This is a genomic window from uncultured Odoribacter sp. (assembly GCF_937966165.1).
Lineage (GTDB): Bacteria > Bacteroidota > Bacteroidia > Bacteroidales > Marinifilaceae > Culturomica.
This window is the reverse complement of record NZ_CALCLB010000012.1, coordinates 396952-421660: the sequence shown is the minus strand read 5'-3', so window position 1 is coordinate 421660 and position 24709 is coordinate 396952. Positions and strand designations below refer to the sequence as shown.

Genomic DNA, 24709 nt, shown 5'->3' with positions numbered 1-24709 from the left:
CTGATATTCTCAATAGTCTATTCTGGAATAGGTCGTTATTGTATCCTTTACAGAAAAAAACAATTTTCAATGTATACTTTTTTCTTTTCTAGGTGTTCTATTAATAAACCGATCAGTTTTTAGAATTTTAACCAAACCGGCTACCTTTTGTCGTATCTGGCCACACGGCAAAAATCGGCACAACAAACTTAAACGTTATGGAAAAAACGACCACGAAGAAAAAACGTTCCGGAATTTTCCGGCCGTTACGAGGAACGTATGTATTACTGCTTTTTATTTTTGCTTCCGTACCGGCGCAGGCTGGTAGTTTCTTACAGGGACATCTGGTGAATTTAAACATGAGTAATGTAGGCATTAAAAGTGTCATAGAAGAGATCAAAAAACAGACAAATCTGAGTTTTGTATACAATGAATTGGATATACAGGGGATTGGTTTGCTAAACATGAAAGCAGAAAATGAGACGGTAGAAAAAGTCCTGGACCAATTACTGAAAGATAAACAGCTTTGTTATGAAATTATAGACAACGTCATTATTATCCGGCGGGATAACCGGCCGGTAGCTGTTACTCCCCAAGACAATAAAAAGACGATAAAAGGAAATGTCACGGACGAGAATAATGTCCCGCTTCCCGGAGTGGCAGTGAGGGTAAAAGGGACAACCGTAGGTGTCGCAACAGATGTGGAAGGGAACTATACTTTAGTATATGAAGATAACGGACATATTGTATTGGAATTCTCTTTTGTCGGCATGAAAGTTCATGAAGAAAAACCCGGTAACCGTTCGGCATTAAACGTAAAGTTACAAACGATAAGTACTGATCTGGAAGAAGTTATGGTCGTCGCTTATGGAATGACGAAAAAAGAAGCTTTTACCGGATCGGCTGTCAGTATTAATGGGAATCAGGTCATGAAAGAAGCTGCAGGGGCTGTTTCTCCGGAAAAAGCATTGAAAGGATACGTGGCCGGTGTACGGATTTCCCGGGGAGGCGGACAACCGGGAGAAACGGTAGGCCTTCAGATTCGCGGTATCGGATCTATTTCCGAATCTACAAATCCGCTGTATGTGGTAGACGGTATTCCCCTCAGTGAGGATTTTGATTTGAATAATCTTAATCCGAACGACATCGAGCAAATGACCGTTCTAAAGGATGCTGCTGCAACTTCTTTGTACGGCTCCCGGGCTTCTGCCGGTGTGATTATTATTACCACAAAGAAAGGACAGGAAGGTAAAACCCGGTTTGAAGTGACCTATGAAAGAGGCTTTTCTTCCGAAGCGATCAAACGGCAACTGAAAGGCTATTATATGAACGGAAGTGAATATACCCAATATGCAATGGAAGGTATAAAAAATTATTATCTGTATTCACAAAATGCATTACCGGGGATGGCTGAAGAAGACCGGTATCTGGCCCTTCAGAACGATGCCCGTGTTTATGCCCTTCAGCATTTACATGAATATGCGAAAATTGTACATCCGGACGATCCGTTGGACGGTACCTTCGATTATGAAAATCTGACGGCTGCCCAATTAGAAAAGTATCTGACATCCCCCCGGAATTATGACTGGTATAAGGCTATGTTCAAAAAAGGGTCTGAAGATAAAATCAATTTCTCTGCCCGAGGAGGCACTCAAAAAACCAACTTTTATACTTCTTTAGGCTATTTGCGGCAGTCCGGTATTACAGAAGGCAGCGATTTCAAGCGTTTCACCGCCAGGTTAGCCCTGAATAATAAAGTAGCTCAATGGTTGAATTTTTCTGTAAACCAAGCTATTGCTTACACGGAACAGGAATCTAAATTAGACAGTCAGGGGGCAACAGTCGGGAATCCTATTTCTAATCTGAGGGCGATGAATCCCACCCAGCCGATTTATTTACCGAATGGCCAATTGAACCAGACACCGGGATTTAACTCGACTGATCCGAACTTTTTGGAAACCATATCACTAGATCGGGACCGTACGAAATGGTTCTCCAGTACGACCAATTTGTCTGTAACTGTAAATATCACCAGTTGGTTGAAATTTATTACGACGAATGCTGCTGATATCCGTTATTCCCGCTATCTGCAAACCTGGGATCCTACTTCTAATCAGGGAGCGACCAATCACGGAGAGGTAAATGAAACCCGTACCTTTTATACCAATATCGTTTCTTCCAATGTATTGTCATTGACCCACTCTCTCGGATTACATAATGTCAGTGCTACGGGGGTTTACGAAGCCAAACGCCAGACTTACGACTTTCTGGACGCAAGCGGCTATAATCTTCCCATCGGCCGGTTGTTGTATATGAGCAACGCTTCCCTTCCTAATTCGGTAGGGGGATATGACAATTCCGACAGACTGATTTCCTGGGCGGCCAAACTCGATTATAATTATGATAATAAATATTATTTGAGCGGAAGCTGGCGACGCGACGGAACCTCACGTTTTTTAGCTTCCAATCGTTGGGGAGATTTTTGGTCTGTTTCCGCCGCCTGGAATGTGACGAGGGAATCTTTTATGGAGTCCGCGCAAAGTTGGCTGGATAATCTGAGACTGAAATTATCCTATGGGACAAACGGAACCCAACCGGGCAATTATTACAGATCCCTTTCCCTTTTCAGTATTAATAATACCTATATGTCGCAACCGGCTTATCAGGTCAGCAGCTACGGAAATCCTCACCTGACATGGGAAAGTTCTTATACCTGGAATGCCGGTATCGACTTTTCACTTTTTAAGAACCGCCTGAGGGGAACGGTTGAATACTACAATAAGCATACTGTTGACCTGATCAATAATGCGTCTACTCCGTACACCTCCGGTTGGAGCAGTATGACTGTTAACGAAGGAGAACTACGGAATACCGGTCTGGAAATTACACTGGATTCCCGGAATTTTATACGGGACGATTTCAGCTGGGAAACGAACTTTAATATTTCTTATATGCGGGCTAAAGTGGAAAAAATGAAAAAAGACAAAGAGAGTGGAAATTATATTTACCGTCAGGGCGAGCATTTGTATTCCTTCTACCTGAGGGAGTACGCCGGTATTGATGCCCAAACCGGCCGTAGCCAGTGGTATAAAAATACCAAGGGAGAAGACGGCAAAACAGTTATTGACCCTACCAGTATTTCACAGGATCCTTCGAGCGATGTTGAAAAAGTAATCGTAAAAAAAGGATATCCGGATTGGTTTGGCGGATTAACCAACCGTTTTACCTATAAAGGTTTCGATCTGTCATTCCTGCTTACCTTTACGATAGGCGGTACTTTGTTTGACAGTCAATATACGGCAACAGTCCGGGACGGGGCTTCGCTCGGAAGTGCAAATGTACGGTTTGATGCCTATAAAAATGCCTGGAAAAAACCGGGGGATAAGGGTACACCGATTATTATATATACGGATCCTTTTAAATCTAATTATACTTCAACCCGCAGTTTGCGTTCTTCCAATCATTTGAAAATTAAAAATATAAGCCTGGGGTACACCTTCCCTAAAAGATGGATCGGGCGGTTGGGTTTATCGGAACTTCGGTTATATGTAAACGGGAATGACATTTATACCTTTTACGGTGTCGATTATGTGAATCCTGAAGTAAACAATTCCGGTTCTTATAACAGTTATTCCTATCCTTCTTTACGGACGTGGAGATTCGGTATTGATATTAAATTTTAAAAGAGAAATGTTATGAAACAGATCAAATATTTACTTTTAATCGGATTGCTTACAGGTGTTTGTGCCTGTGGTGACAAATTTCTCGACATATCCCCTTCCACCAGTCTGCCGGACACGGAAGTTATTTCGGACATTAACGATCTTAATAATTTTACAAACGGTTGTTATAATTACCTGAAACTGACCAGCGGGGCATACGGATATTATTACGACGCAACGTTTATGTTCAGCGGGGATTTGATGGGTGATGATTTTCGGGCAGGCAATACAGGTTGGTTATCTGATTACTATTCCTACAACACCACACCTTACGAAGTGACAACTATGATATACAGCAATTTGTACAATCTGGCCTACGCTTCCATCAAAGTTTTTGAATCTGCTGAATCCTTGGAAGAATCGGAGAAAAAAGCGGAATATCTGGCAGAAATCCGCGTGATACGTGCATTGATGTATTTTGATATGGTCCGTATGCATGCTCCGCTTCCTTCAAATTGGGGAAAAGGTAGCATTACCGCCGATCCCCTCGGTATTTATATCGCGAAAACCATCAAAGACGATATTAGTCAGCCGAACTACAGAAATACAGCCCGGGAAGTATGGGAATATATCGGTACGGAGTTGGAAGAATCCGTCCCTCATCTGAGTAAAACCAGACAGAAAGGAAGATTGGACTGGTATGCCGGCCGTGCCTTTCAAGCCAGGTATTATCTGTATATGGAAAATTGGGCGGAAGCGCTGAGAGCAGCTAAAGATATCATCGATTCCAAGGTTTTTACCCTTTACGAAATAGAAGAATACAAATCAGTATGGGTGAATACCTTTAGCAGTGAATCCATTTTTGAGGTCAATGTATCCGAAACAGAACCGAATCAGTGGGTCTCTTTGGGAACATTGGTCGGAGGTACCCGTTATCAGAGAATTGGCACCACTGCCGATTTTGAAGAGCTGATGGAAGGGGAGCCGACGGATGTCCGTTTTTCCCTTTATGAATATGCTAAAACTTATCAATATTACTATGCCCGCTGGAAATGGGAAGGTAGGAACGGAAATGAGCTGATTACGAGCCCCAAGATTTTCCGTCTTTCAGAAATGTATCTGATTGCGGCCGAAGCTGCCCTTAAAAGTAACGATTCCAATGCCGGAAAGTACCTCAGCGATTTACGGGAAAAACGGACGACGGTCGATCCCCGGAAATACGACAATGGCGTGACTTTGGACGATATTCTGTATGAAAGGCGGCTTGAACTGGCCTGTGAAGGACACAGGGCCTGGGATCTTTGGCGTAATTGCAAAGAAGTGGTCCGCTGGAGGACACCGGAAGAAAAATTAGCTAAAAAACACCAGGATAATCTGGGCGTTATCCCGTTTGATCATTATCGCCGGATATGGCCCATTTCGTACACGGAAATGCAGTTATTTCCATCGGCCGACCGCCTAAGTCAACAGAATCCGGGTTATTAATTTTTATAAAAGTATGATGAAAAAGAATATTATATTGACATTTGTTTGTTTTTTCGCTTTTCTGTTTCAAATTCAGGCGCAGGAACAAAAAGAAGAAGGGTATCGGTTTACAGATATCAAACGCATGCCGGCAACCATTGTGAAATCGCAGGACCGGAGCAGTACTTGTTGGGCATGGTCCGGCATATCGTTTTTCGAGTCGGAAATTGCCCGTCTGGGAAAAGACTCTGTCAGTCTTTCACCTATGTATGTTGTATGGCATACCTATAACGGTAAAGCCGGCCGTTACGTACGTCTGCATGGTGAAATGAATTTCAGCCCCGGTGGGGCACATTATGACGTGCAATGGGCCATAGACCGTTACGGAATTGTTCCCCTGGAATCTTATTCCGGCTTGAACTATGGGGAAAACAGCCATGTCCACGCAGAACTCAATCGTTTATTGAAGGCTTATGCCGATGTCCTTGTCAAAAATCCCAACCGGAAAATCACGACGGCTTGGAAAACCGGTTATCAGGGAATTTTAGATGCTTATCTGGGAAAATTACCTCAAACCTTTATTTACAAAGGTAAAGAATATACTCCGGTAAATTTTGCACAGATGCTGGGATTGAATATGGGAGACTATATACAATTGACTTCTTTCAGTCATCATCCGTTCTATACCCCGTTCGCTATTGAAGTGCCTGACAATTGGCTGAATGGAAATACCTATAATCTCCCGCTGGAGGAATTCATGGACGTTTTGGATAAAGCTATTGACAAAGGGTTTACTTTCGCTTGGGCTGCAGACTTATCCGAGAAAGGATTTACAAACGGTATTGCCGTGGTTCCGACTTCCGATACGAAAGAAATGAAGGATGCTGAAATTGCCAGATGGCTGTCACTTCCTAAAGAAGAACAGCAACAGCTATTTACCAAACAACCTTGTAGTGAGAAAAAAATCACTCAGGAAATGCGGCAGGAGGCTTTTGATAATTATCAAACTACCGACGATCATGGCATGCATATTATCGGAAAAGCTCAGGACCAGAATGGTACCCCTTATTTTATCGTCAAAAATTCCTGGGGAAAATATAATAAATACGACGGTTATCTTTATGCTTCTTATTCTTATGTTGCTTATAAAACGTTATCGGTTATGATACATAAAGATGCCTTATCCAAAGAATTGAAAAAGAAACTGGGCATACAATGATTTGTGGTGAGAACCTTGTCCTGTTTCATTATCCCTAAAAGATGGATTTTCTGTTTCCTGTAAACGAAACCGCTGAAACTTTACCCAGGTATACAAGTTGTAATGTATGCTTGGGTAAAGTTTCACAATTGCAGATTTCATTCTCAGAACTGAAAAGTAAATCCCATAAATTGTTTTCGTTTCAGGGGCTTAACAATGAAATGAGGAGGAATGGTATTTTTCCCTGGCCGGTGTAATTAAAATATTAACGGATAGCAAGAATCCCGTCCCTTATTGTCCGATCCTTAAAAAGAGCTTATCCGAGGAAGAAAATAAAACCGTTATAAATTGAAATGCTTGCCCCGGACGGCAGAATGCGTCCGTCCTGAAAGAAAAAGGAGTTAAGTTTTACACCTAACTCCTTGTTAACCATTAGTCGGGGTGACTGGATTCGAACCAGCGACCACACGCCCCCCAGACGTGTACTCTACCGGACTGAGCTACGCCCCGAAAAAGCAGTGCAAATATATAGGTTAATTTTGAAACGAGCAAGAAGTGGGATGAAAATGTTATTTAAAAATTCGGATGTATAACCGTTCGGGAAAGAGGGTGTGAGGGAGAAACAGGCGGTTTAGTTTCTGCGGAGGGTATATTCTTCTATGCCAAGATGTGCCAGAGTGTTGCGGAGTTCTTCTTCGTTATCGGAGAGCAGAAGAAGCTTATCTCCTGGGAGGAGACGGGTATTGCCGTTGGGAACGAAATAATTGTCATACCGTTTAATCATAATGACGAGCGTGTTTTTAGGCAAATGCAGGTTTTGCAGACGGTCTCCATCTGTAAGTAAGTCGGGCATTACCGATGCTTCGGCGACAATGGATTTGATATCTTCAGAAAGTTCCATGTCAAATTCCTGGGTTTTATTTTCGGCCGGGTGTGCCAGGCCTAGAATCCGGGCAGCCTTGGAAACTGTTGTTCCCTGTATAAGTAAGGAGAGTATTGTGATAAAAAAGACTATGTTGAAAATCTGACTAGCTCCCGGAACATCTGCCAGTAGAGGATAGGTTGCAAAAATAATGGGTACAGCTCCTCTTAACCCGATCCAGGAGACAAAAATACGACCGGCTAAAGTCATTTTACGGAAAGGGAGGAGGCAGAGAAAGACGGCCAATGGCCGGGCAATGAAAATCAGAAATAAACCGATTAATAATCCGATATGGGATATTCCCCATAGATCCTTGGGATTAACGAGCAGACCTAAAGAAAGGAACATTATGATTTGGAAAAGCCAGGCTAGTCCGTCAAAAAAGTTGGCGATATTTTTTTTGTAAACGATGCGGTGATTTCCGATTACTAAACCTGCCAGATAGACTGCCAGGTACCCGTTTCCATTCAGGAGATCGGTTATAGAAAAAGTAAAAAAAAGGAAAGTGAGTAAAATCACCTGGTAAAGGGAATTGTTCATCAGGCATACATGATTGATAATATAAACTGCTGCCCGCCCCAAAACATATCCCAGGAGAATGCCGATACTGAATTGCATGAAGAAAGAAAGTAATATCTGCCCCCAGCTCATGTCTCCGGACTGGATAATTTGAAGCAGTAATATCGTAAGCATATAGGCCATCGGATCGTTACTACCGCTTTCGAGTTCCAATAAGGGACGCATATTCTGTTTCAGGTTTAAGCCTTTGGACCGGAGGATATTGAAAACAGAAGCCGAGTCGGTAGAAGACATAACGGCTGCCAGTAAAAGGCAGCCTACCAGAGGGGCAGCTGTATCCGGATAAAGATTGCCGATCAGCCAGTAAATAAAATAGCCTGTAATGAATGTTGTCAGAAGAACCCCTAAAGTAGCCAGGATCACTCCTTGGGAAACAATGGGGCGTATATCATTTATCTTTGTATCCATACCGCCGGCAAACAGAATAATACAAAGGGATAACGTTCCGATAAATTGGGCTTCACTGGCATTGTGAAACTGGATACCAATGCCGTCGCTTCCAAAAATCATACCTACTAACAGAAATAGCAACAGAACGGGTATACCAAGCTTATAGCCTGTTCTTCCGATGATCAGGCTGACAAATAAAAGGGTAGAACCGATGAGTAAAATATTGCCCGTAGTAACAATCATATCGTTGGCATTTTCATTATACTAAACGCATGAGTCTTTTGAAAGTTCCGCATTTATTTTTAATAAAAAGAAAAAATTAAAAAGAGGGCTGAGATTTTTGTGAAATGTCTAACTTTGTAAATTAGAAAAAGAAGGAGGTATGGTATACTAAATGGTTCTATATGTCTCACTTGCCTACATTAATCACTGATCTTGCCCTGATATTAGTTTCCGCTGGTATTGTCACGCTTATATTCAAAAAATTAAGACAACCTTTAGTGTTGGGATATATTGTTGCAGGATTCATTGCCGGACCTCATGTTTCTTTTACGCCTACCGTTATAGATACTGCTAATATACAAACCTGGGCGGACATCGGCGTTGTTTTTCTGTTGTTTGCCTTAGGATTGGATTTTAGTTTCAAGAAATTGATGAAGGTGGGAGGACCGGCAATAATTGCGGCGATAACCATTATTACCGGTATGGTCATCTTGGGGATGTTAGTGGGATCTGTGATGGGTTGGAAACGCATGGATTGTATCTTTCTGGGAGGTATGTTAGCTATGTCTTCTACTTCTATTATTTATAAGGCTTTGGAGGATATGGGCTTGCGTACACAGCGGTTTGCCGGTTTGGTGTTGGGTATATTGGTAATAGAAGATTTAGTGGCGGTTGTATTGATGGTATTGTTGTCGACTATGGCTGTAAAGAATAATTTTGAGGGAGCAGAGATGGTTTTCAGCATTGCAAAATTGTTCTTTTTTCTGATGTTATGGTTTATTATCGGCATTTTTATCATTCCCACCTTTTTTAAGCGGACTAAATTGCTGATGAATGAGGAGACAATGCTGATTGTGGCGTTGGGATTGTGTTTTCTGATGGTAGTGGCAGCTACACAGGTCGGCTTTTCTTCGGCACTGGGAGCATTTGTCATGGGTTCCATTCTGGCAGAAACCATGGAAGCCGAGAAAATCGGGCATTTGGTAAAGCCTGTAAAGGATTTATTTGCCGCTATTTTCTTTGTGTCCGTGGGAATGATGGTAGATCCCGGGATGATCTGGGAGTATATGGGACCGATTATTTTAATTACGCTGACCGTATTAACAGGGCAGTCTTTATTGGGTACTTTGGGGGTTGTGTTGGCCGGCCAACCTTTAAAAGTGGCTATGCAATGCGGATTTTGCCTTTCCCAGATCGGAGAATTTGCGTTTATTATTGCTTCTCTCGGGTTGAGCCTGGGGGTAACCGACAGTTTTTTATACCCTATAGTCGTAGCCGTTTCTGTCATCACTACATTTCTGACACCTTATATGATGCGTTTATCCGAGCCGGCTTACCCTTTTGTAGAAAAACGTTTGCCTGTCAAATGGAAAAAATTGCTGGATCGTTATACTTCAGGAGCTGAGGTGGTCAACCAGGAAAACAACTGGAAAAAACTGTTGGTTGCTTTGACCCGAATCGTTGTGGTTTATTCTGTCATTCTGATTGCAGAATTGATATTGGCATTCAGTTTATTGTTGCCTTTTATCCGGACGCATATTCCCGGAATCTGGGGAAATATACTGGCAGCTATTCTTATCGTTACCTGTATGGCTCCTTTTTTGAGAGCCATTGTGGCTAAAAAGAATCATTCGGTGGAATTTCAGATTTTGTGGCAGGATAATCGTTTTAACCGGGGATACCTGGTGTCTTTAATTGTCTTTCGCTTTGTGCTGGCCATGTTGTTTGTCATGTTTGTCATCTCGGCACTTTTTAAAATTTCAGTAGGCTTGTTGATCGGGATTGCAGGGATGGCTGTCGCCGGAATGATTTATTCCCGTTACCTGAAAAAACAGTCGATACTCATTGAGCGCCGTTTTCTCCGGAATTTAAATATCCGGGATATCAGTGCCCGGCCCAAAGGAAAAACAATGCCTCGCTTTGCCGGTAATTTATTATCCCGGGATTTGCATATGGCAGATTTTATAGTACCTGCCGACTCCAAATGGGCTGGAAATTCCTTGTCGGAATTGGGACTTAAAACCCGTTTCGGAATACAGGTTGTTGCTATATTCCGGGGAAATTATTGTTTGAATATACCGGGCGGACGGGAGCGTATTTTCCCCCAGGACCGCATACAGGTAATCGGGAGCGATGAGCAGTTGCTGAAATTTGGAGGACAATTGGAACAGCAGCTTTTGCAGGGGGAGGATTGCGACCTGAGCCAGAGTGAAGTCAACTTACGGCAGTTTATCGTCGACGCAGATTCAGCTTTTTTGGGAAAGACCATAGGAGAATCCGGAATACGGGAACGGTACAAGTGTTTGATTGTCGGGATGGAAAGAGGGGATGGTTCACTGCACGATCCGACAGCTACTACTCGTTTCGAAGAAGGAGATCTGGTGTGGATCGTGGGCGAAGACGCTAATATTTATAAACTTATCCATGCTGAATAAAGAAGTAAGAAAATTCCTATTATAATTTTTTCCGGGAAGGGATAATACGGTCTGTATAATACGATTTCTTTTCTGAGCTGAAATGTCTTTTTTTTAGACAGTTTTGTCTATATATTTGACAATTCATTCGATTATTTTATTTTTAAATTCCTGATTTATTGTTGTTTGTATGATTGGCACAGATTTTGTTAAAAATGATAAAAGAAAGAAACAGATAAGTATAAAACTGAAACATTATGTTTTTGCAATTCAAAGAATTCCTACGGGCGACGCGAAATAAACCCTTTTCATTTGTCGTAAATTGTGTCGGTATGTCACTGGCTTTTACTGCTCTTATTGTTTTATTTACTTATGTACGTTCGGAGCTGAATCACGATAGTGATGTAGTGGACAGGGCGGATATTGTGCGGGTAAAAAACTACAGTTGGGGAATTACGCCCGGAGCTTATGCTTCCTGGTTAGCTGGAAATTTACCGGAAGTGAAGCAATATTGCCGGGTGCTTGAGTTGTCGGTTGTTGTTTTTGTTCCTCAGCAGGAAAATGTCGGGGAATTGTATCTTGTAGAAAATGTCGTTATGGCTGACAGTACGTATCCTGAATTTTTTTCGCTTCGTCTTGTAGCTGGAAATTTAAAAGACGCCTTAATTACGACAGAACAAGTTATTATAAGTGAGAGTATGGCCCGGAAATTATTCGGAGAGGCGGATCCTTTGGGGAAACAATTGGTATTGGGAGGAAAAATCCATTCCACGGTTGTGGCTGTATACAAAGATATAAACAATCCCGGACTCCGGAGTCCTAAACTAATTGTTAACCTGGACTATATCAATAAGGTCTGGCAACCTGGGTACAGTGATTCGTGGTGGTCTTCGAATTGGGAAAGCTATTTAAAACTGACTCCCGGGGTAGACCGTTTGCAGCTAACGGATAAATACCGGCAATTATACGATCAGAAATTGAAAAGTTTTGAGTGGGAAGAAGCCAATATAAAGAATGCCTTAGCGGAGGCAAAATTCCAGAAATTTGAAGAATTGTATTTTATGCCTGAAGTTGATTTTGCCCGGCATGGAAATCGTTCCAATATTTATATTTTAATTTTGATTGCGGTATTGGTATTGGGCGTAAGCATTATTAATTATGTCAATATGGCTACTGCCCGTCTGGCGGATAAAGCCCGGATTACCGGAGTGAAAAGGACTTTAGGAGCCAGTCGCAGGAGATTGGTTTCCTCTATTATCCTGGATTCTGTGGTAACGTGTTTTCTGGCGATGGTTATCGCCTGGATTCTGGCAGAATTATCGTTTCCTTATCTGGCTGATTGGCTGGGATGCGGAGACATATTGAATATCGATAAATGGGCGGGTATCGTATTATTTATTTTGATTCCTATAACCAGCGGTTTGCTTTCCGGAATTTTTCCCTCTATCTATCTGACGCGTATGAATCGTATGGATTCTTTGAATTCCCAGCGGAATGAGAGTATTGCTTTACAGCGGGTAAAAGGAGGATTAATGGTATTGCAATTTGCTGTTTCCATAGGATTGATCATCGCTACTATGTTGATTAATAAGCAGGTAAATTATATAAAACATTTGGATCCCGGTTATGACCGTACAAATGTAGTGGTCGTAAAAGGGCATGGAGAACCGGCCTTATTGAAAAAATTTCCGGAATTCCGGAATCTGCTATTACAGCATCCTGCTGTTTTGAAAGTGGCAGCAGCTAAGGAGCCGATTTATAATATAGGAGAAAGAGGCAATCATCTCATTATTCCGGGAAGCGGGGAGAATGCCGGGGGATCTGTTACGTGGATTGATGAGAATTTTATGGATTTGATGGGGTTAAAACTGATTGAGGGAGAAGGATTCCGGGAAGGAAATGAGTACCGGGGAAAGTTTATTATCAACCAGCGGATGGCAAAACAAATAGCTGCAGCATCGCCGGATCATTCTTATCTTTCAGAGCATCAGATCGGTGTCGTTAAAGATTTTAATTTTAAATCGATGCATCAGCCGATAGAGCCTATGTATTTGGGTTATCTGAACGATTATCAGGGCATGGCAGACGCTTATATCCGGATTGCTCCGGAAAACCGGCAAGCTACCCTGGATTATATTGAAAAGTGTTATCGTCAGCTTTATCCTCAGACTTTTTATCAGTATAGTTTTATGGATGACGACTATTCCCGTTTATATGGGTCGGAGGATTTATTTGCAAAACGCCTGTTGGTCTTTACAGGTATGGCTATTGTGATTGCCTGTTTGGGGTTGTTGGCTTTTGTTGTCTTTTTTATCGAGCAAAAGACAAAAAGTATAGGGGTACGGAAAGTAATGGGAGCCACAGAATTCCAGATTATAGAATTATTAAACCGGGATTTTATACGTCGTTTATCGATCGCTTTTCTGATTGCCTGTCCGGTAGTCTATTATTTGATCTATTTGTGGTTGGATAATTTTGCTTACAAAACAATTTTAAGTTGGTGGGTTTTTGTGTTCGGCTTTTTCATCATGGTAATCATTGCTTTGTTGACAGTCAGTGTATTAACCTGGAAAGCAGCTACAAGAAATCCCGTAGATGCTCTGAAAACAGAATAAAAACGGGACAGAAAACTTTGCCGGAAGGTCAGGATGGAGAAGCCCGTCGTCCATCCTTTCAGTACCTCTTACATCGGAAAAGAGAATTGTCCTCGTATTCATATTAAAAAAATAATTCATTCCCACAGGTAATCTTTTAATCTCTTCATCTTTTATTCATCCGCCTTTTTAAAATAAAATCTGTGATTGCTGAAATCAAAAATTACATCGAAATGACGTAAAAAGTCTAATCCCAGAAATCCGTCACTTTCCAGTTGGGTAAAATGAGGAGTTATCATAAAAACTACGTTTGAAAATGGTACTTTTTTATTAAATACCCCCTCCTTTATATGCATTGCTTTTACCGGCATTGGTTGTCCCTTTTTGTTCAATCCTTGTTGTAACGGAATAGCAGTGTTTTGAATAAAATCTTTAACGTTAGGATGATTTTCAAACAAAGCTAAAAAAATGATATTGCCTAAATCCGGTATAAATTTACCCCGGAGAGTAGCAATCTTACCTGTTTTATCTTTAATTGCGAATTCTGCCTCCAGATTGTACATTTTTCCGTAATCTCCTTTACGGAGTGTTAATTCGCTGTACTGATGCTGTATAAAAGAAAGTTCTTTACGGGTAAGTTGACGCATATAATTTCTTTTTAAATTCAGTTCGATAATACAGGAGGGGATATTGTCCTCCGGCGTACAGAATGTTTGTACCGGATACATCATATCGATACCTCTGGACCTTAAATTGGCAATTAAGGTAATTCCGGTATAAATCTGACGATTTAAGAATACGGTATCTTCTGTCTGATAATAGCAACGTATTTTTTCTCCATTCAGGTTCATTGAAATCTCTGATGGTTTTAGGCTGAGGTTGAGAAGAGCCGAATTTTGAAATACAAATGTGCTGTCCAGAATAGGAAAAGGTATGCCGGATTCAAGCATCGCTTTAAGGGGTAACTTATGTTGAAGTGTCAGACAGGCGGCCCTATGGCCGGTACTCAGTTTTTCTAAACGGATGGTGTCGGATTGAGCTTTGGCGGGAATAGACAGGAGATAAAAGGAGGCAGACAGTAATAATGCTGAAATGAGAAATGAATGGCGGAATGTATAAAACATATTCAGTTTATTTTTATTCATAGGTTTATTTTGTTGTTCTGATGTTTTCTGATGGATAACTGTCTGGAAATATTCTTTCCGGGTCTTTTTCAGGCATTTGTAAAAATAGCAAAAAAAATGAGAAGTCCGGACTTATTTATTTTTTATTAAAAACTGACGAAGGTGTAAATATATAATTGTTTAAATGTAAAAATGTCCGGGTGTTTAAATGTTTGAAAGCGTGAGGTTATCGTTGTGAAAAGAGTAGTAATAAAAAAATGATTTTTATTGTTGCCTTTTTAAATCGGTTTCCGACTGACTTATTTTTTCTTTTATAAGGGAATTTTAGGTAGGGGGATATATTTTATTAAAGAGGAAGAGAAGGGGAAGATCGGGAAGGTAAAATTTAGAAAATAGAATGCGGTAATACTGTTCGATAAAAGATAAAAAACAGATAGCGCGGCCATACTATCCGGCAAATAACAAAGCTTTTGCTTTAAATTATAAGATTAATGTTAATTTTGCAAATGTTGGCGGGGAAAGATATGCCGAAGGTGTAGAAGTGCAGAGAGAGTGGTAAAGAATGATATAACTGTCAGAGAAATAAAAACGGATTTTATTTTACAGGAGGGAAAGCAGGCGGAGAAGAACAGTTTGGAAGAGAAAGAGTTAAAAGGTTTGTCGGAAAGTTTTAAAAGCGTCCTGAGGTTTAGTAATAATTCCGGCTACAGGGCTTTTAGAGACGGTGTTTTGAAATAAATATAGATATGAAAGCGAAGTTTTTTTTACACGAGGGTTTATTTTTCTCTATGCTTGCCCTGATTTTGTCTTGTAAAGGACCGGAATTAAGGCTGGAGATGGCTTTACAGGATGGGGATTTGACGACTGTAGGTAAGGCGTGGGGATCACAAAATCAGTTTTTACTGAACCCGGAAGGAAAAGGTGTAGTCCTGTCCTATAAAATATGGTCTTCAGGGGAATTTCCGGAGCAAGATCCTACGGCCTGGCGATTGAAAGGTTCAGCAGACGGGAAAAACTGGACGGTAATAGACGAGCGTCAGGAACAGTTTTTTTGTTCCCGTTATCAGGAAAAATTGTATACTGTGCAGCATCCGGGTGATTATAAACAGTATATGCTGGAAATAAAGGTATCGGCGGGAGATACTGTGACATTGGCGGAGGTGAAAATGTATACGGAAAATCCGGTAGAAAATTGGAAACATTTTGTCTATCCGCAAGTCGTTTTCAGCGATGCGGACGATACTTCCCGGGGAAGTGCCTGTTACAGGCAATTGGTACAATTGCCGGAGGAGTATGTAAAATACCATACACAAAAAGTAGCTGAAATATTGTATTTTAAGGACAGCGATCCTATGCCGGAAGTACGGCGGATTGATTATTCCCTGAAAAACTTTAAGGGAGTGTCTTATAAAGGGGGAGAGCCTCCTGTTGTACACATCGTCTACAGTACACAGCATATTGAAAAATCGGCCGGAGAGTCACTTTATAAACTGGACTATGAAACCCGAGGGGTGTTGTACCATGAATTGACGCATGCTTATCAACATGAACCTAAAAATATTGGTAGCTACGGGACCAATAAGACTTTTTGGGCCTGTATAGAGGGAATTGCAGATGCCGTAAGGACGGAAGCTGGTTTGTTTGATATAAAAACGTTACGGAAACCGGGAGGGAATTGGATGGACGGGTATAAGACGACCGGTTTTTTTATTCAGTGGCTGAAAACGAAAGATCCGGATGCTATCCGGAAATTCCACCAATCCGTGCGGGATTTAGATACCTGGAGTTTTGACGGTGCTATAAAGTATGTATTTGGAGAGCAACAAAGTATCGAAGGAATGTGGCAGGAGTATCAGGCATTTTTGCTGGCTGAAGAAAATAATAACCCTCTATAAAATAATTATATGAAGAGAATATCAGGATTTTTATGGTGTGTGCTGCTTCTACTGTCTGTGAGCAGTATATCGGCTCAAAGGAAAATTGATTACGTAAATCCCCTGGTGGGAACCAACGGGATGGGGCATACTTTTCCGGGGGCTTGTGTCCCTAACGGATTAATACAGTTAAGTCCGGATACAGATACGGTGCCTCACAATATAAATGGAGTTTATCAGTCCCGGGCTTATGAATATTGTGCCGGTTATCAGTATCACGATAAAACGATTGTCGGTTTTAGTCATACTCATCTCAATGGCACGGGGCATTCAGACTTGGGAGATATTTTAGTGATGCCTGTTGTGGGAGAAATAAAGTTTAACCCGGGTACGGCTGAGGATCCGGATGCCGGTTATCGTTCCCGTTTTTCGCATGAAACGGAAAAAGCGCATCCCGGGTATTATGCTGTTTTCCTGGAGGATTATCAGGTGAAAGCTGAGATGACAGCGACGCAAAGAGTCGGAATCCATAAATATACTTTTCCGGGAGGAGATGCTCATATTCTCCTGGATTTAATTCATGGTATATACAATTATGACGGAAAAGTGTTATGGGCCAATTTGCGGATAGAAAATGATACTTTGTTGACAGGTTATCGGATTACAAACGGTTGGTCGCGTGTAAATTACACTTATTTTGCGATCACTTTTTCAAAGCCTGTAAAGAGTTACGGTTACAAAGAAAGGGGGAAAACCTTATACAATGGTTTTTGGCGTAAGTTTGATATCTATCATAATTTTCCGGAGATCGGAGGAAGACGGGTAGTGGCTTATTTCGATTTTGATTTACAGAAAGGAGAAACGTTGGAAGTAAAAGTGGCCCTTTCTCCTGTTAGTGCTTCGGGAGCTTTAGCAAATCTGAAAGCAGAGGCTGCAGGAAAAAACTTTGAACAACTGAAGGCAGAAGCGGAACAGAGATGGGAGACGGAACTGGGACAAATTGAGGTAGAAGGGGATTACGATCAGGTATGTAATTTATACTCTTCTGTGTATCATACTTTAATCAATCCCTCTGTGTATATGGATCTCGATGGTTCCTACCGGGGACTGGATCATGAAATACATAAAGCGGACGGTTTTACCAATTATACTGTATTTTCTGTATGGGATACCTATCGGGCTTTGCATCCTTTGTATAATCTTTTGCATCCGGAACGTAGCCGGAACATTATTGCTTCTATGCTGGCCCATTACAGCCAGAGTGTACATGGGTCCCTGCCTATCTGGTCGCATATGGGAAATGAAAACTGGTGCATGATTGGTTATCACGGAGTATCGGTGGTGGCAGATGCATACATAAAAGGAATCCCGATGGATGAAAAGTTAGCTGCAAAAGCAGTAGTCAGCAGTTCTGCTATTCCTTATCTGGACGGTACAAAAGAATATATGGAATTGGGATATGTCCCTTTGGAAAAGAGCGGAAGTGCAGCTTCTGTTACGCTGGAATACGGATATGACGATTGGGCCATCTACAACATGGCTGAAAAAATGGGACTAAAAGATGTTGCAGCTACTTATAAGAAAAGAGCGGCTGCCTATCAGTACCTGATGGATCCTTCGCTGGGATTTGTACGCCCTAAAAACGCTGAAGGGGAATGGAAAATGAATTTTGACGTATTGGATACCCACGGGCAGGGATTTATTGAAGGGAATTCCTGGAATTATTCTTTCTATGTACCGCAGGATGTAGAAGGCTTGATGAAAGCAATGGGAGGAAATAAGCGGTTTGTCGGGCGTTTGGATTCCTTGTTTACTATGCATCTGCCGGAAAAGTATTATGCCAATACAGAAGATATAACGGAAGAAGGGCTAATGGGAAATTATGTACATGGAAATGAACCTAGCCACCACATTGCTTATTTGTATATGTGGACGTCCCAGCCCTGGAAAACCCAGTACCGGATCCGGGAAATCATGGACCGGATGTACCGCAATAATATAGACGGATTGTGTGGAAACGACGATTGCGGGCAAATGTCCGCCTGGTATATTTTCAGTGCTATGGGTTTTTACCCGGTTTGTCCGGGATCTGACCAATATGTTTTCGGTGCTCCTTATTTTCGGGAAATGAAAATCCATTTGGAAAACGGAAATGAATTGGTTATTAAGGCGCCAAACGTAAGCAGTACCAATCGGTATGTAAAGTCGGTGCGTTTGAACGGGAAACCTTATGATAAAGCTTATATAACGCATGCGGATCTGGTAAGGGGAGGAGAATTATATTTCGAAATGAGTAGCCGTCCCAATAAAAAACGGACTTTTACCGAATCTCAAAAGCCGTATTCATTGAGTCGGGATGTCCGGTAAGCGGGAGAAGTGTTTAGATGGGAAAGGGGGAAAGAAGGAGGGGACAGGTCTTTTTGGGGAAGCCGGCTTAATTCCGCTGAGAGAAGGAATAAAGGAGTACGGATTGGTTTTTGTGCCAAACCGGAGGGGTGTTTGTTTGAGTCTTAGAAATAATTACAATTAAAATGAAAAAAATACATTATGGTATAGGTTGCCTGCTGTCAATTCTGTTGTTGACGGGTCAGGGAGTGCGGGCTGTAAATGAAACGGCTTCCCAACCGCTTATTCAATACGTTAAACCGCTGGTGGGAACTTCCGGTTTCGGAAATGTTTACCCGGGGGCTCAGCTCCCTTTCGGGGGGATACAGATCAGTCCGGATACAGATTTTGATTATTACGATGCCGCCGCCGGATATAAATATGATCATCATACTTTGTTGGGATTTAGCCTGACACATCTGAGCGGAACGGGAATTCCGGATCTGGGGGATTTCCTTTTTATGCCGGGTACTGGAAAAATTAAGTTTACACCGGGTACGCACGAAAATCCGGATGCCGGTTATCGTTCCCGCTATTCCCACCAGCGTGAGTGGGCTTCTCCCAATTATTATGGGGTAGATTTACTGGATTACGGTGTAAAGGCAGAGATGACTTCCGGGGAGAGGAGTGGTATTTTCTGTTTTACTTATCCGGAATCGGAAGAAGCTTTTATTCTGATCGATTTAAACCATACCCTTTGGCAAAGCTGTGAGTGGAGCAACATACGTTTTGAGAACGACTCTACCCTTACGGGCTATAAACTGGTAAAAGGCTGGGGACCGGAACGTCACGTTTATTTTACAGCTGTCTTTTCCCGCCCTTTTGAATCATACGGGATTATGCAGGATACGACTCCGGTTGTGTATAATACCAAACGCTTTCGGAGCCATTTGGAAGCCTGGGGAAAAGAGCTGAGGGTATGGATGAAGTTTAAAACGGGAAGCGGGGAAAAAGTATATGTAAAAACAGCGGTTTCTGCTGTCAGTACCGATGGGGCCCTACTCAATATGAAGGAATTGGAGGGACATACTTTTGAAACTTTAAAGAGAAGCGGGGAGGAGAAATGGAATGCGGAACTGGGAAAATTTATTGCCAAAGGTTCACAGAAACAATTGGAAACTTTTTATACTTCGGTTTATCATGCAGCCTTGCATCCTTTTCTCTTTCAGGACGCTGATGGAAAATTCCGGGGATTGGATAAAAATATCGGACAGGCGGAAGGTTTTACCAATTATACCGTATTTTCTCTGTGGGATACTTACCGGGCTTTACATCCTCTGTTCAATTTAGTTCAACGGGAGGTTAATGCAGATGTAATTCATTCGATGTTGGCTCATTATGATAAAAGTGTGGAGAAAATGTTACCGGTTTGGTCATTTTATGGAAATGAAACCTGGTGCATGATTGGTTATCACGCTGTTTCGGTTATTGCAGATGCAATAGTGAAGGATGTAAAAGGATTTGATTATGAACGGGCTTATGAAGCTATGAAAACCACAGCTATGAATCCGCATTACGATTGTTTGCCGGAATATATTTCGCTGGGATGGGTTCCTTTCGATAAGGAAAAAGAATCGGTCTCCAAAACGCTGGAATATGCTTATGACGATTATTGTATAGCTCAGGCGGCTAAGAAATTGGGGAAACAGGCTGATTATGAATATTTCCTGAATCGTTCCCTTGCTTATCAGAACCTGATCGATCCGGAAACAAAATATATGCGGGGAAGGGATAGTGAAGGCAAATGGCGTACACCATTTGCGCCTATTGCTTATCAAGGACCTGGCTCTGTAAACGGATGGGGGGATATAACGGAAGGATTTACCATGCAATATACCTGGTATGTTCCTCACGATGTACAAGGCTATATCAACGAAGCCGGAGAAAAATTATTCCGGGCACGTTTGGACAGTATGTTTGTGATGGAATTGCCCGACGATATCCCCGGTGCTCACGATATTCAAGGACGGGTTGGAGCGTATTGGCACGGAAATGAACCTTGCCATCAGGTAATTTACTTGTACAATTACCTGAAACAACCCTGGAAATGCCAGGAGAAAATACGTTATATTATGGATACCTTTTATGGGAATACCCCGGATGCATTAAGCGGAAATGACGATTGCGGACAGATGTCTGCCTGGTATATTTTCAATGCAATGGGATTTTATCCGACAGCTCCCTCCAGTAATATTTATAATATAGGTTCTCCTGCTCTCGAAAGTGTAGAGATGCGGATGAGCAACGGAAAACGGGTTAAGGTCACTACTCAAAACTGGTCGCCCGAAAATGTCTATATCCGGGAAATGTATCTGAACGGAAAGAAATATGATAAATCCTATATTACTTACGAGGATATATGGGAAGGAGCTGAGCTGCATTTTGTCATGAGCCGGAAGCCGAATTACCGCCGGGCTGTCTCAGCAGCTGCAGTACCCGCTTCTTTGTCCGGGGTGGGAAAGACATTGAAGTATCAGCCTAACGGAAAATAACAGAGCAGGACTGAAATCCGGAAAATTTAAAAACTTTTCCAGGTTTTATTTTTTCATCTTTTTCTTTGATTTTTCGAATGTTTTGAAGAATAAAAGTGAATGATTCACCTTATTTTATGTTTTACTGGCATTTTATATTTTATATTTAAAAAATAATCCGTATAATCGAACTTTAATTCAACGTTTAATTATGCGGATTCGTTTTTTTATAGGAATTTTAGGAATATGCGCCTTATGGGGGTGTCATCACGATTCGGGCGGACCTGTTTATGCTGACCGGACAATAATCGTTTATTTAGGAGTTGATAATAATTTTAGCGGGGAAGATGCCGAGAAAATAGAAAGTTTGAGGAAGGGGTGGAAAGAAGACTATCCCGGACATCTGCTTGTATATGCCGATCCCCGGAAGGGGCGGTTGAGCTCGGGTGACGGTTTACCTTATTTGACCGAGGTGGTGTGGGAAAACGGGGAGGCTGTAGCCAGACAGGTAAAACAATATGCGGAGCAAAATTCTGCCAGTCCGGAAGTGTTTCGTCAGGTTTTGACAGAGATTGTGGCGGATTATCCCGCTGATTCGTATGGGCTGGTCGTCTTGTCCCATGCTTCCGGTTGGCTGCCTTCAGGGACGCTGGCCAGTCCGCATTCCATCATCAACGACGGGGATTCAGATATGGAATTATGGGATTTTGCAGAAGCGATTCCGGTAAAGATGGACTTCATTGTTTTAGATGCCTGCTTTATGGCGGGAGCGGAAGTAATTTATGAATTAAAAGAGAAGACGGATTATTTGGTCAGTTCGCCTGCAGAAGTTTTGGTTCCGGGATTTGTATACAGAAGTATGATGTCCCATTTGATGTTGGAGCAGCCCGATGTCCTTGCGGTTGCCCGGGATTTTTATAATTATTTCAATGACCAGAGCGGAATGAAACGTTCGGCTACAGTAAGTGTTTTTAAGATGTCTGCTGTGGAAGCATGGACAGAAATGACCCGTACTTTATTAGAGCAGGTAGATGGGGAAAAACTCATTGATCTGGACCGTATCCAACGTTTTGGATACGGAGAGAATAAATTGTATTTTGATTTGGGAGATTATATAAAAGCTCTTTATCCGGATCGTTTTGAGGAATTTACCACTGTCCTGAATAATTGTGTCATTTATAAAGCCTGTACGCCAGGCTATTATTCTGCGGGAACGGTTTCCTATTCCGATATCAATGCGTATTCCGGAGTAACGGTTTATATTCCGCAGGCAGAATTCCCTTATATTAATTCCGTTTATCAGCGGTTGAAGTGGACAAAGCGGGTAAATCCATATATCCCTTTATAAGCTTTCAGAAGTCTGAATTTTTATTAATTTTGTTCGGTTTATTCTTTTTAATCAGTCGTCAGTATGGCATTTGGTATTGCAGACTTAAGTATAGTTCCGATACGGAAAGAACAATCGGAAAGAAGTGAAATGGTTTCCCAGATATTGTTCGGAGAATTATTTGAGATACTGGAAGTTACAGATAAATGGTCCTATGTGAAGTTGCAGGTGGACGGTACGGAGGGTTGGATTAGTCAAAATATGTGTTTGCCGGTGAGCGATGAATTTGCCGGTCAATATAGGGAAGAACCGCCGATGCTGACGACGGAAATTTTCAATATTGTGACAAAAGAAGGAGATTACGGGAATAAACTGATTGTTGCCGGTAGCGTATTGCCTTTTTTTAATGCTGAAAACCAGAAATTTTCGATAGGGGAAGATACTTATACTTTGATGACAAAACCCCGTAATGTCGGAATGGATAGCTTGCGCGAATTAATTATAGAATATGCCCTGAAATATTATAATGCCCCTTATCTGTGGGGAGGCCGTTCCCCTTATGGAATAGATTGTGCCGGATTGGTACAAATGGTTTACCGCCTGGCAGAGATTAAATTGCCACGTACCGTTACGGAACAAGTGAACTGCGGGCAGAATTTTTCTTTTATAGAAGAGGCTTTACCGGGGGATCTGGCTTTTTTCGGGGACGAAACGGAGGTCACTCATGTCGGAATTTTATGGGAACAAAACCGTGTTATTCACGCTTCCGGACGGGTGAGGATAGACCGGATCGATCATCAGGGAATTTTCAATGAAGACCTGAAACGCTATACGCATAATTTGAAAGTAATCAAAAGGATTGTTTTGGATTGATGGGAGGGGGGAATGTTCAAATGTTCAAGCGTTCAAATGTTTAGGAGGCATGGGGGCAGTTCGGTGATAGTAACCTTGAAAATTTACTTCTCAGAGGTTTTATGCTGTAAATTTGGACATGTGTTTTCCGGTGTCCGAAAGAATAAATATGTTTTTCCGGTGTTTATTTTTTTATATTACCGGATAAGGTCAAGTTAATTTCCGGGTTTTTGGGATCATTGGTGATAACCGTAATCGTTTTATATTGACGGCCGCTTTTTCCGGAAGGATCGAAAATGGCACGGATTGTCATCGATTTCCCCGGAGCCACTGTGTTTTTTCCCAGCACTACAGCTGTACATCCGCAACTGGATTTGGTTTTCCGGATAATCAGTTCTGATTTTCCTTTATTTTCCAGAATAAAATCGCATTTTCCTTTTTCTTTAGGTTTGATTTCTCCGAAAGAGAGATCTTTTTCTCTGAAATGTGCAACGGGAGCATTGGCTAATTCTTCCGGTGTTAATCTTGTAAAATCTTCCTTGATAGTAGCGGATATGGCAAGACGGTTTCTGTAGGAATCTTTGTCGTTGACAATGAAAATAATATTGTCGTAAATGTAGCCGTACTCCTTATTGGCAATGGCGTCGAAAGCCAGGATCAGCATTCCTTTTTCTTTGGGTTTAATCTGCTCCGGTACCTGGATGTGCAGGTAAGAAGGGGCGTAGAGAACAGATAGGGTGACTTCTGTGTCCAGGGAATTATAAAAATAGACGGTGTCTTTGGTTATTGTTCCGCTGTAGATTTTCCCAAAATTTACGGAAGAAGAACGGAACTTTAATCCGTCCATACTATACCGGTATAAGAGAAAGGGTTTATCGGGATTCTCCACTACCTTCCCTTTTAAATAGAGTTTTTCCGGGGAATTCGATGCATTGGAAAATACCATAATCGAATAAGAAAAATGGGGAGGAAAAGAGGTTGAATTGAACGTTATTTTAATTGAGGACGATTGACCCGGAGCAATAGGACTTTTATCCCACTCTGCTTTGATTTGGGAAGTAACAGGAGACACCCGGGAAATAATGACAGGTTGTTCCCCGCTATTGGTAAAACGGAAAAGGATAGCCGTCGGCTTGTCGTCGGCTTTTAAATTGTCCAGAAGGGTATCTTTATTTTCAAAACAGAGTCTTCCTTGCTGGGCAAAGCTGACGAATCCAAGCAAAAGGAACAAAAAGACGGGGATAAACTTCAT

Annotated in this window: 13 protein-coding genes and 1 tRNA gene; 10 read left to right on the top strand and 4 right to left on the bottom strand. The window is 41.7% G+C overall.

What is annotated here, in order from left to right; genetic code table 11:
* Positions 1-197: 197 nt before the first annotated feature.
* The 3 genes from Q0465_RS05455 to Q0465_RS05445 are packed head-to-tail and all read left to right on the top strand — an operon-like array spanning position 198 to position 6324.
* Entirely contained in the window at positions 198-3662 is a 3465-nt protein-coding gene (locus tag Q0465_RS05455; protein ID WP_298613823.1) for a TonB-dependent receptor, read from the top strand.
* 12 nt (positions 3663-3674) lie between these two features.
* Positions 3675-5126, top strand: a complete 1452-nt coding sequence (locus Q0465_RS05450; protein WP_298613821.1) for a RagB/SusD family nutrient uptake outer membrane protein — start codon at positions 3675-3677, stop codon at positions 5124-5126.
* A gap of 13 nt (positions 5127-5139) precedes the next feature.
* Positions 5140-6324 (top strand): C1 family peptidase, encoded by a 1185-nt coding sequence (locus Q0465_RS05445; protein ID WP_298613819.1) that lies wholly within the window; start codon positions 5140-5142, stop codon positions 6322-6324.
* 415 nt (positions 6325-6739) lie between these two features.
* On the opposite strand, the gene Q0465_RS05440 is transcribed toward Q0465_RS05445, so the two are convergent.
* Positions 6740-6813: transfer RNA gene (locus tag Q0465_RS05440), tRNA-Pro, on the bottom strand.
* A gap of 121 nt (positions 6814-6934) precedes the next feature.
* Entirely contained in the window at positions 6935-8437 is a 1503-nt protein-coding gene (locus tag Q0465_RS05435; protein ID WP_298613817.1) for a potassium/proton antiporter, read from the bottom strand.
* Between the two features lie 161 nt (positions 8438-8598).
* Here Q0465_RS05435 and Q0465_RS05430 point away from each other — a divergent pair, with 161 nt between their 5' ends.
* Together Q0465_RS05430 and Q0465_RS05425 are read left to right on the top strand one after the other, a co-directional pair.
* Entirely contained in the window at positions 8599-10851 is a 2253-nt protein-coding gene (locus Q0465_RS05430; RefSeq protein ID WP_298613815.1) for a cation:proton antiporter, read from the top strand.
* 236 nt (positions 10852-11087) lie between these two features.
* Entirely contained in the window at positions 11088-13445 is a 2358-nt protein-coding gene (locus Q0465_RS05425; protein ID WP_298613813.1) for an ABC transporter permease, read from the top strand.
* 152 nt (positions 13446-13597) lie between these two features.
* Here the strand turns inward: Q0465_RS05425 and Q0465_RS05420 are convergent, their stop codons facing one another.
* Positions 13598-14569 carry a hypothetical protein gene (locus Q0465_RS05420; protein WP_298613811.1) on the bottom strand — a complete coding sequence of 324 codons (972 nt, stop codon included), beginning with the start codon at positions 14567-14569 and terminating at the stop codon, positions 13598-13600.
* Positions 14570-15294: 725 nt separating this feature from the next.
* Between Q0465_RS05420 and Q0465_RS05415 the strand changes: the two genes are divergently transcribed.
* The 5 genes from Q0465_RS05415 to Q0465_RS05395 all read left to right on the top strand — a co-directional run bounded on the left by Q0465_RS05415 (position 15295) and on the right by Q0465_RS05395 (position 23478).
* The gene (locus Q0465_RS05415) at positions 15295-16443 is read left to right on the top strand and encodes a basic secretory protein-like protein (protein ID WP_298613809.1); all 1149 of its coding nucleotides are present in this window, start codon (positions 15295-15297) and stop codon (positions 16441-16443) included.
* 9 nt (positions 16444-16452) lie between these two features.
* The gene (locus Q0465_RS05410) at positions 16453-18789 is read left to right on the top strand and encodes a GH92 family glycosyl hydrolase (protein WP_298613807.1); all 2337 of its coding nucleotides are present in this window, start codon (positions 16453-16455) and stop codon (positions 18787-18789) included.
* A gap of 164 nt (positions 18790-18953) precedes the next feature.
* Positions 18954-21299 (top strand): GH92 family glycosyl hydrolase, encoded by a 2346-nt coding sequence (locus Q0465_RS05405; protein ID WP_298613805.1) that lies wholly within the window; start codon positions 18954-18956, stop codon positions 21297-21299.
* A 190-nt stretch (positions 21300-21489) separates the two neighbouring features.
* The gene (locus Q0465_RS05400; RefSeq protein WP_298613803.1) at positions 21490-22626 is read left to right on the top strand and encodes a clostripain-related cysteine peptidase; all 1137 of its coding nucleotides are present in this window, start codon (positions 21490-21492) and stop codon (positions 22624-22626) included.
* Positions 22627-22689: 63 nt separating this feature from the next.
* On the top strand, positions 22690-23478 hold the full coding sequence (locus tag Q0465_RS05395) for a C40 family peptidase (RefSeq protein WP_298613801.1): 789 nt from the start codon (positions 22690-22692) through the stop codon (positions 23476-23478).
* Positions 23479-23641: 163 nt separating this feature from the next.
* Here the strand turns inward: Q0465_RS05395 and Q0465_RS05390 are convergent, their stop codons facing one another.
* Complete coding sequence (locus tag Q0465_RS05390; RefSeq protein ID WP_298613799.1) at positions 23642-24709, bottom strand: DUF1573 domain-containing protein; 1068 nt, start codon at positions 24707-24709, stop codon at positions 23642-23644.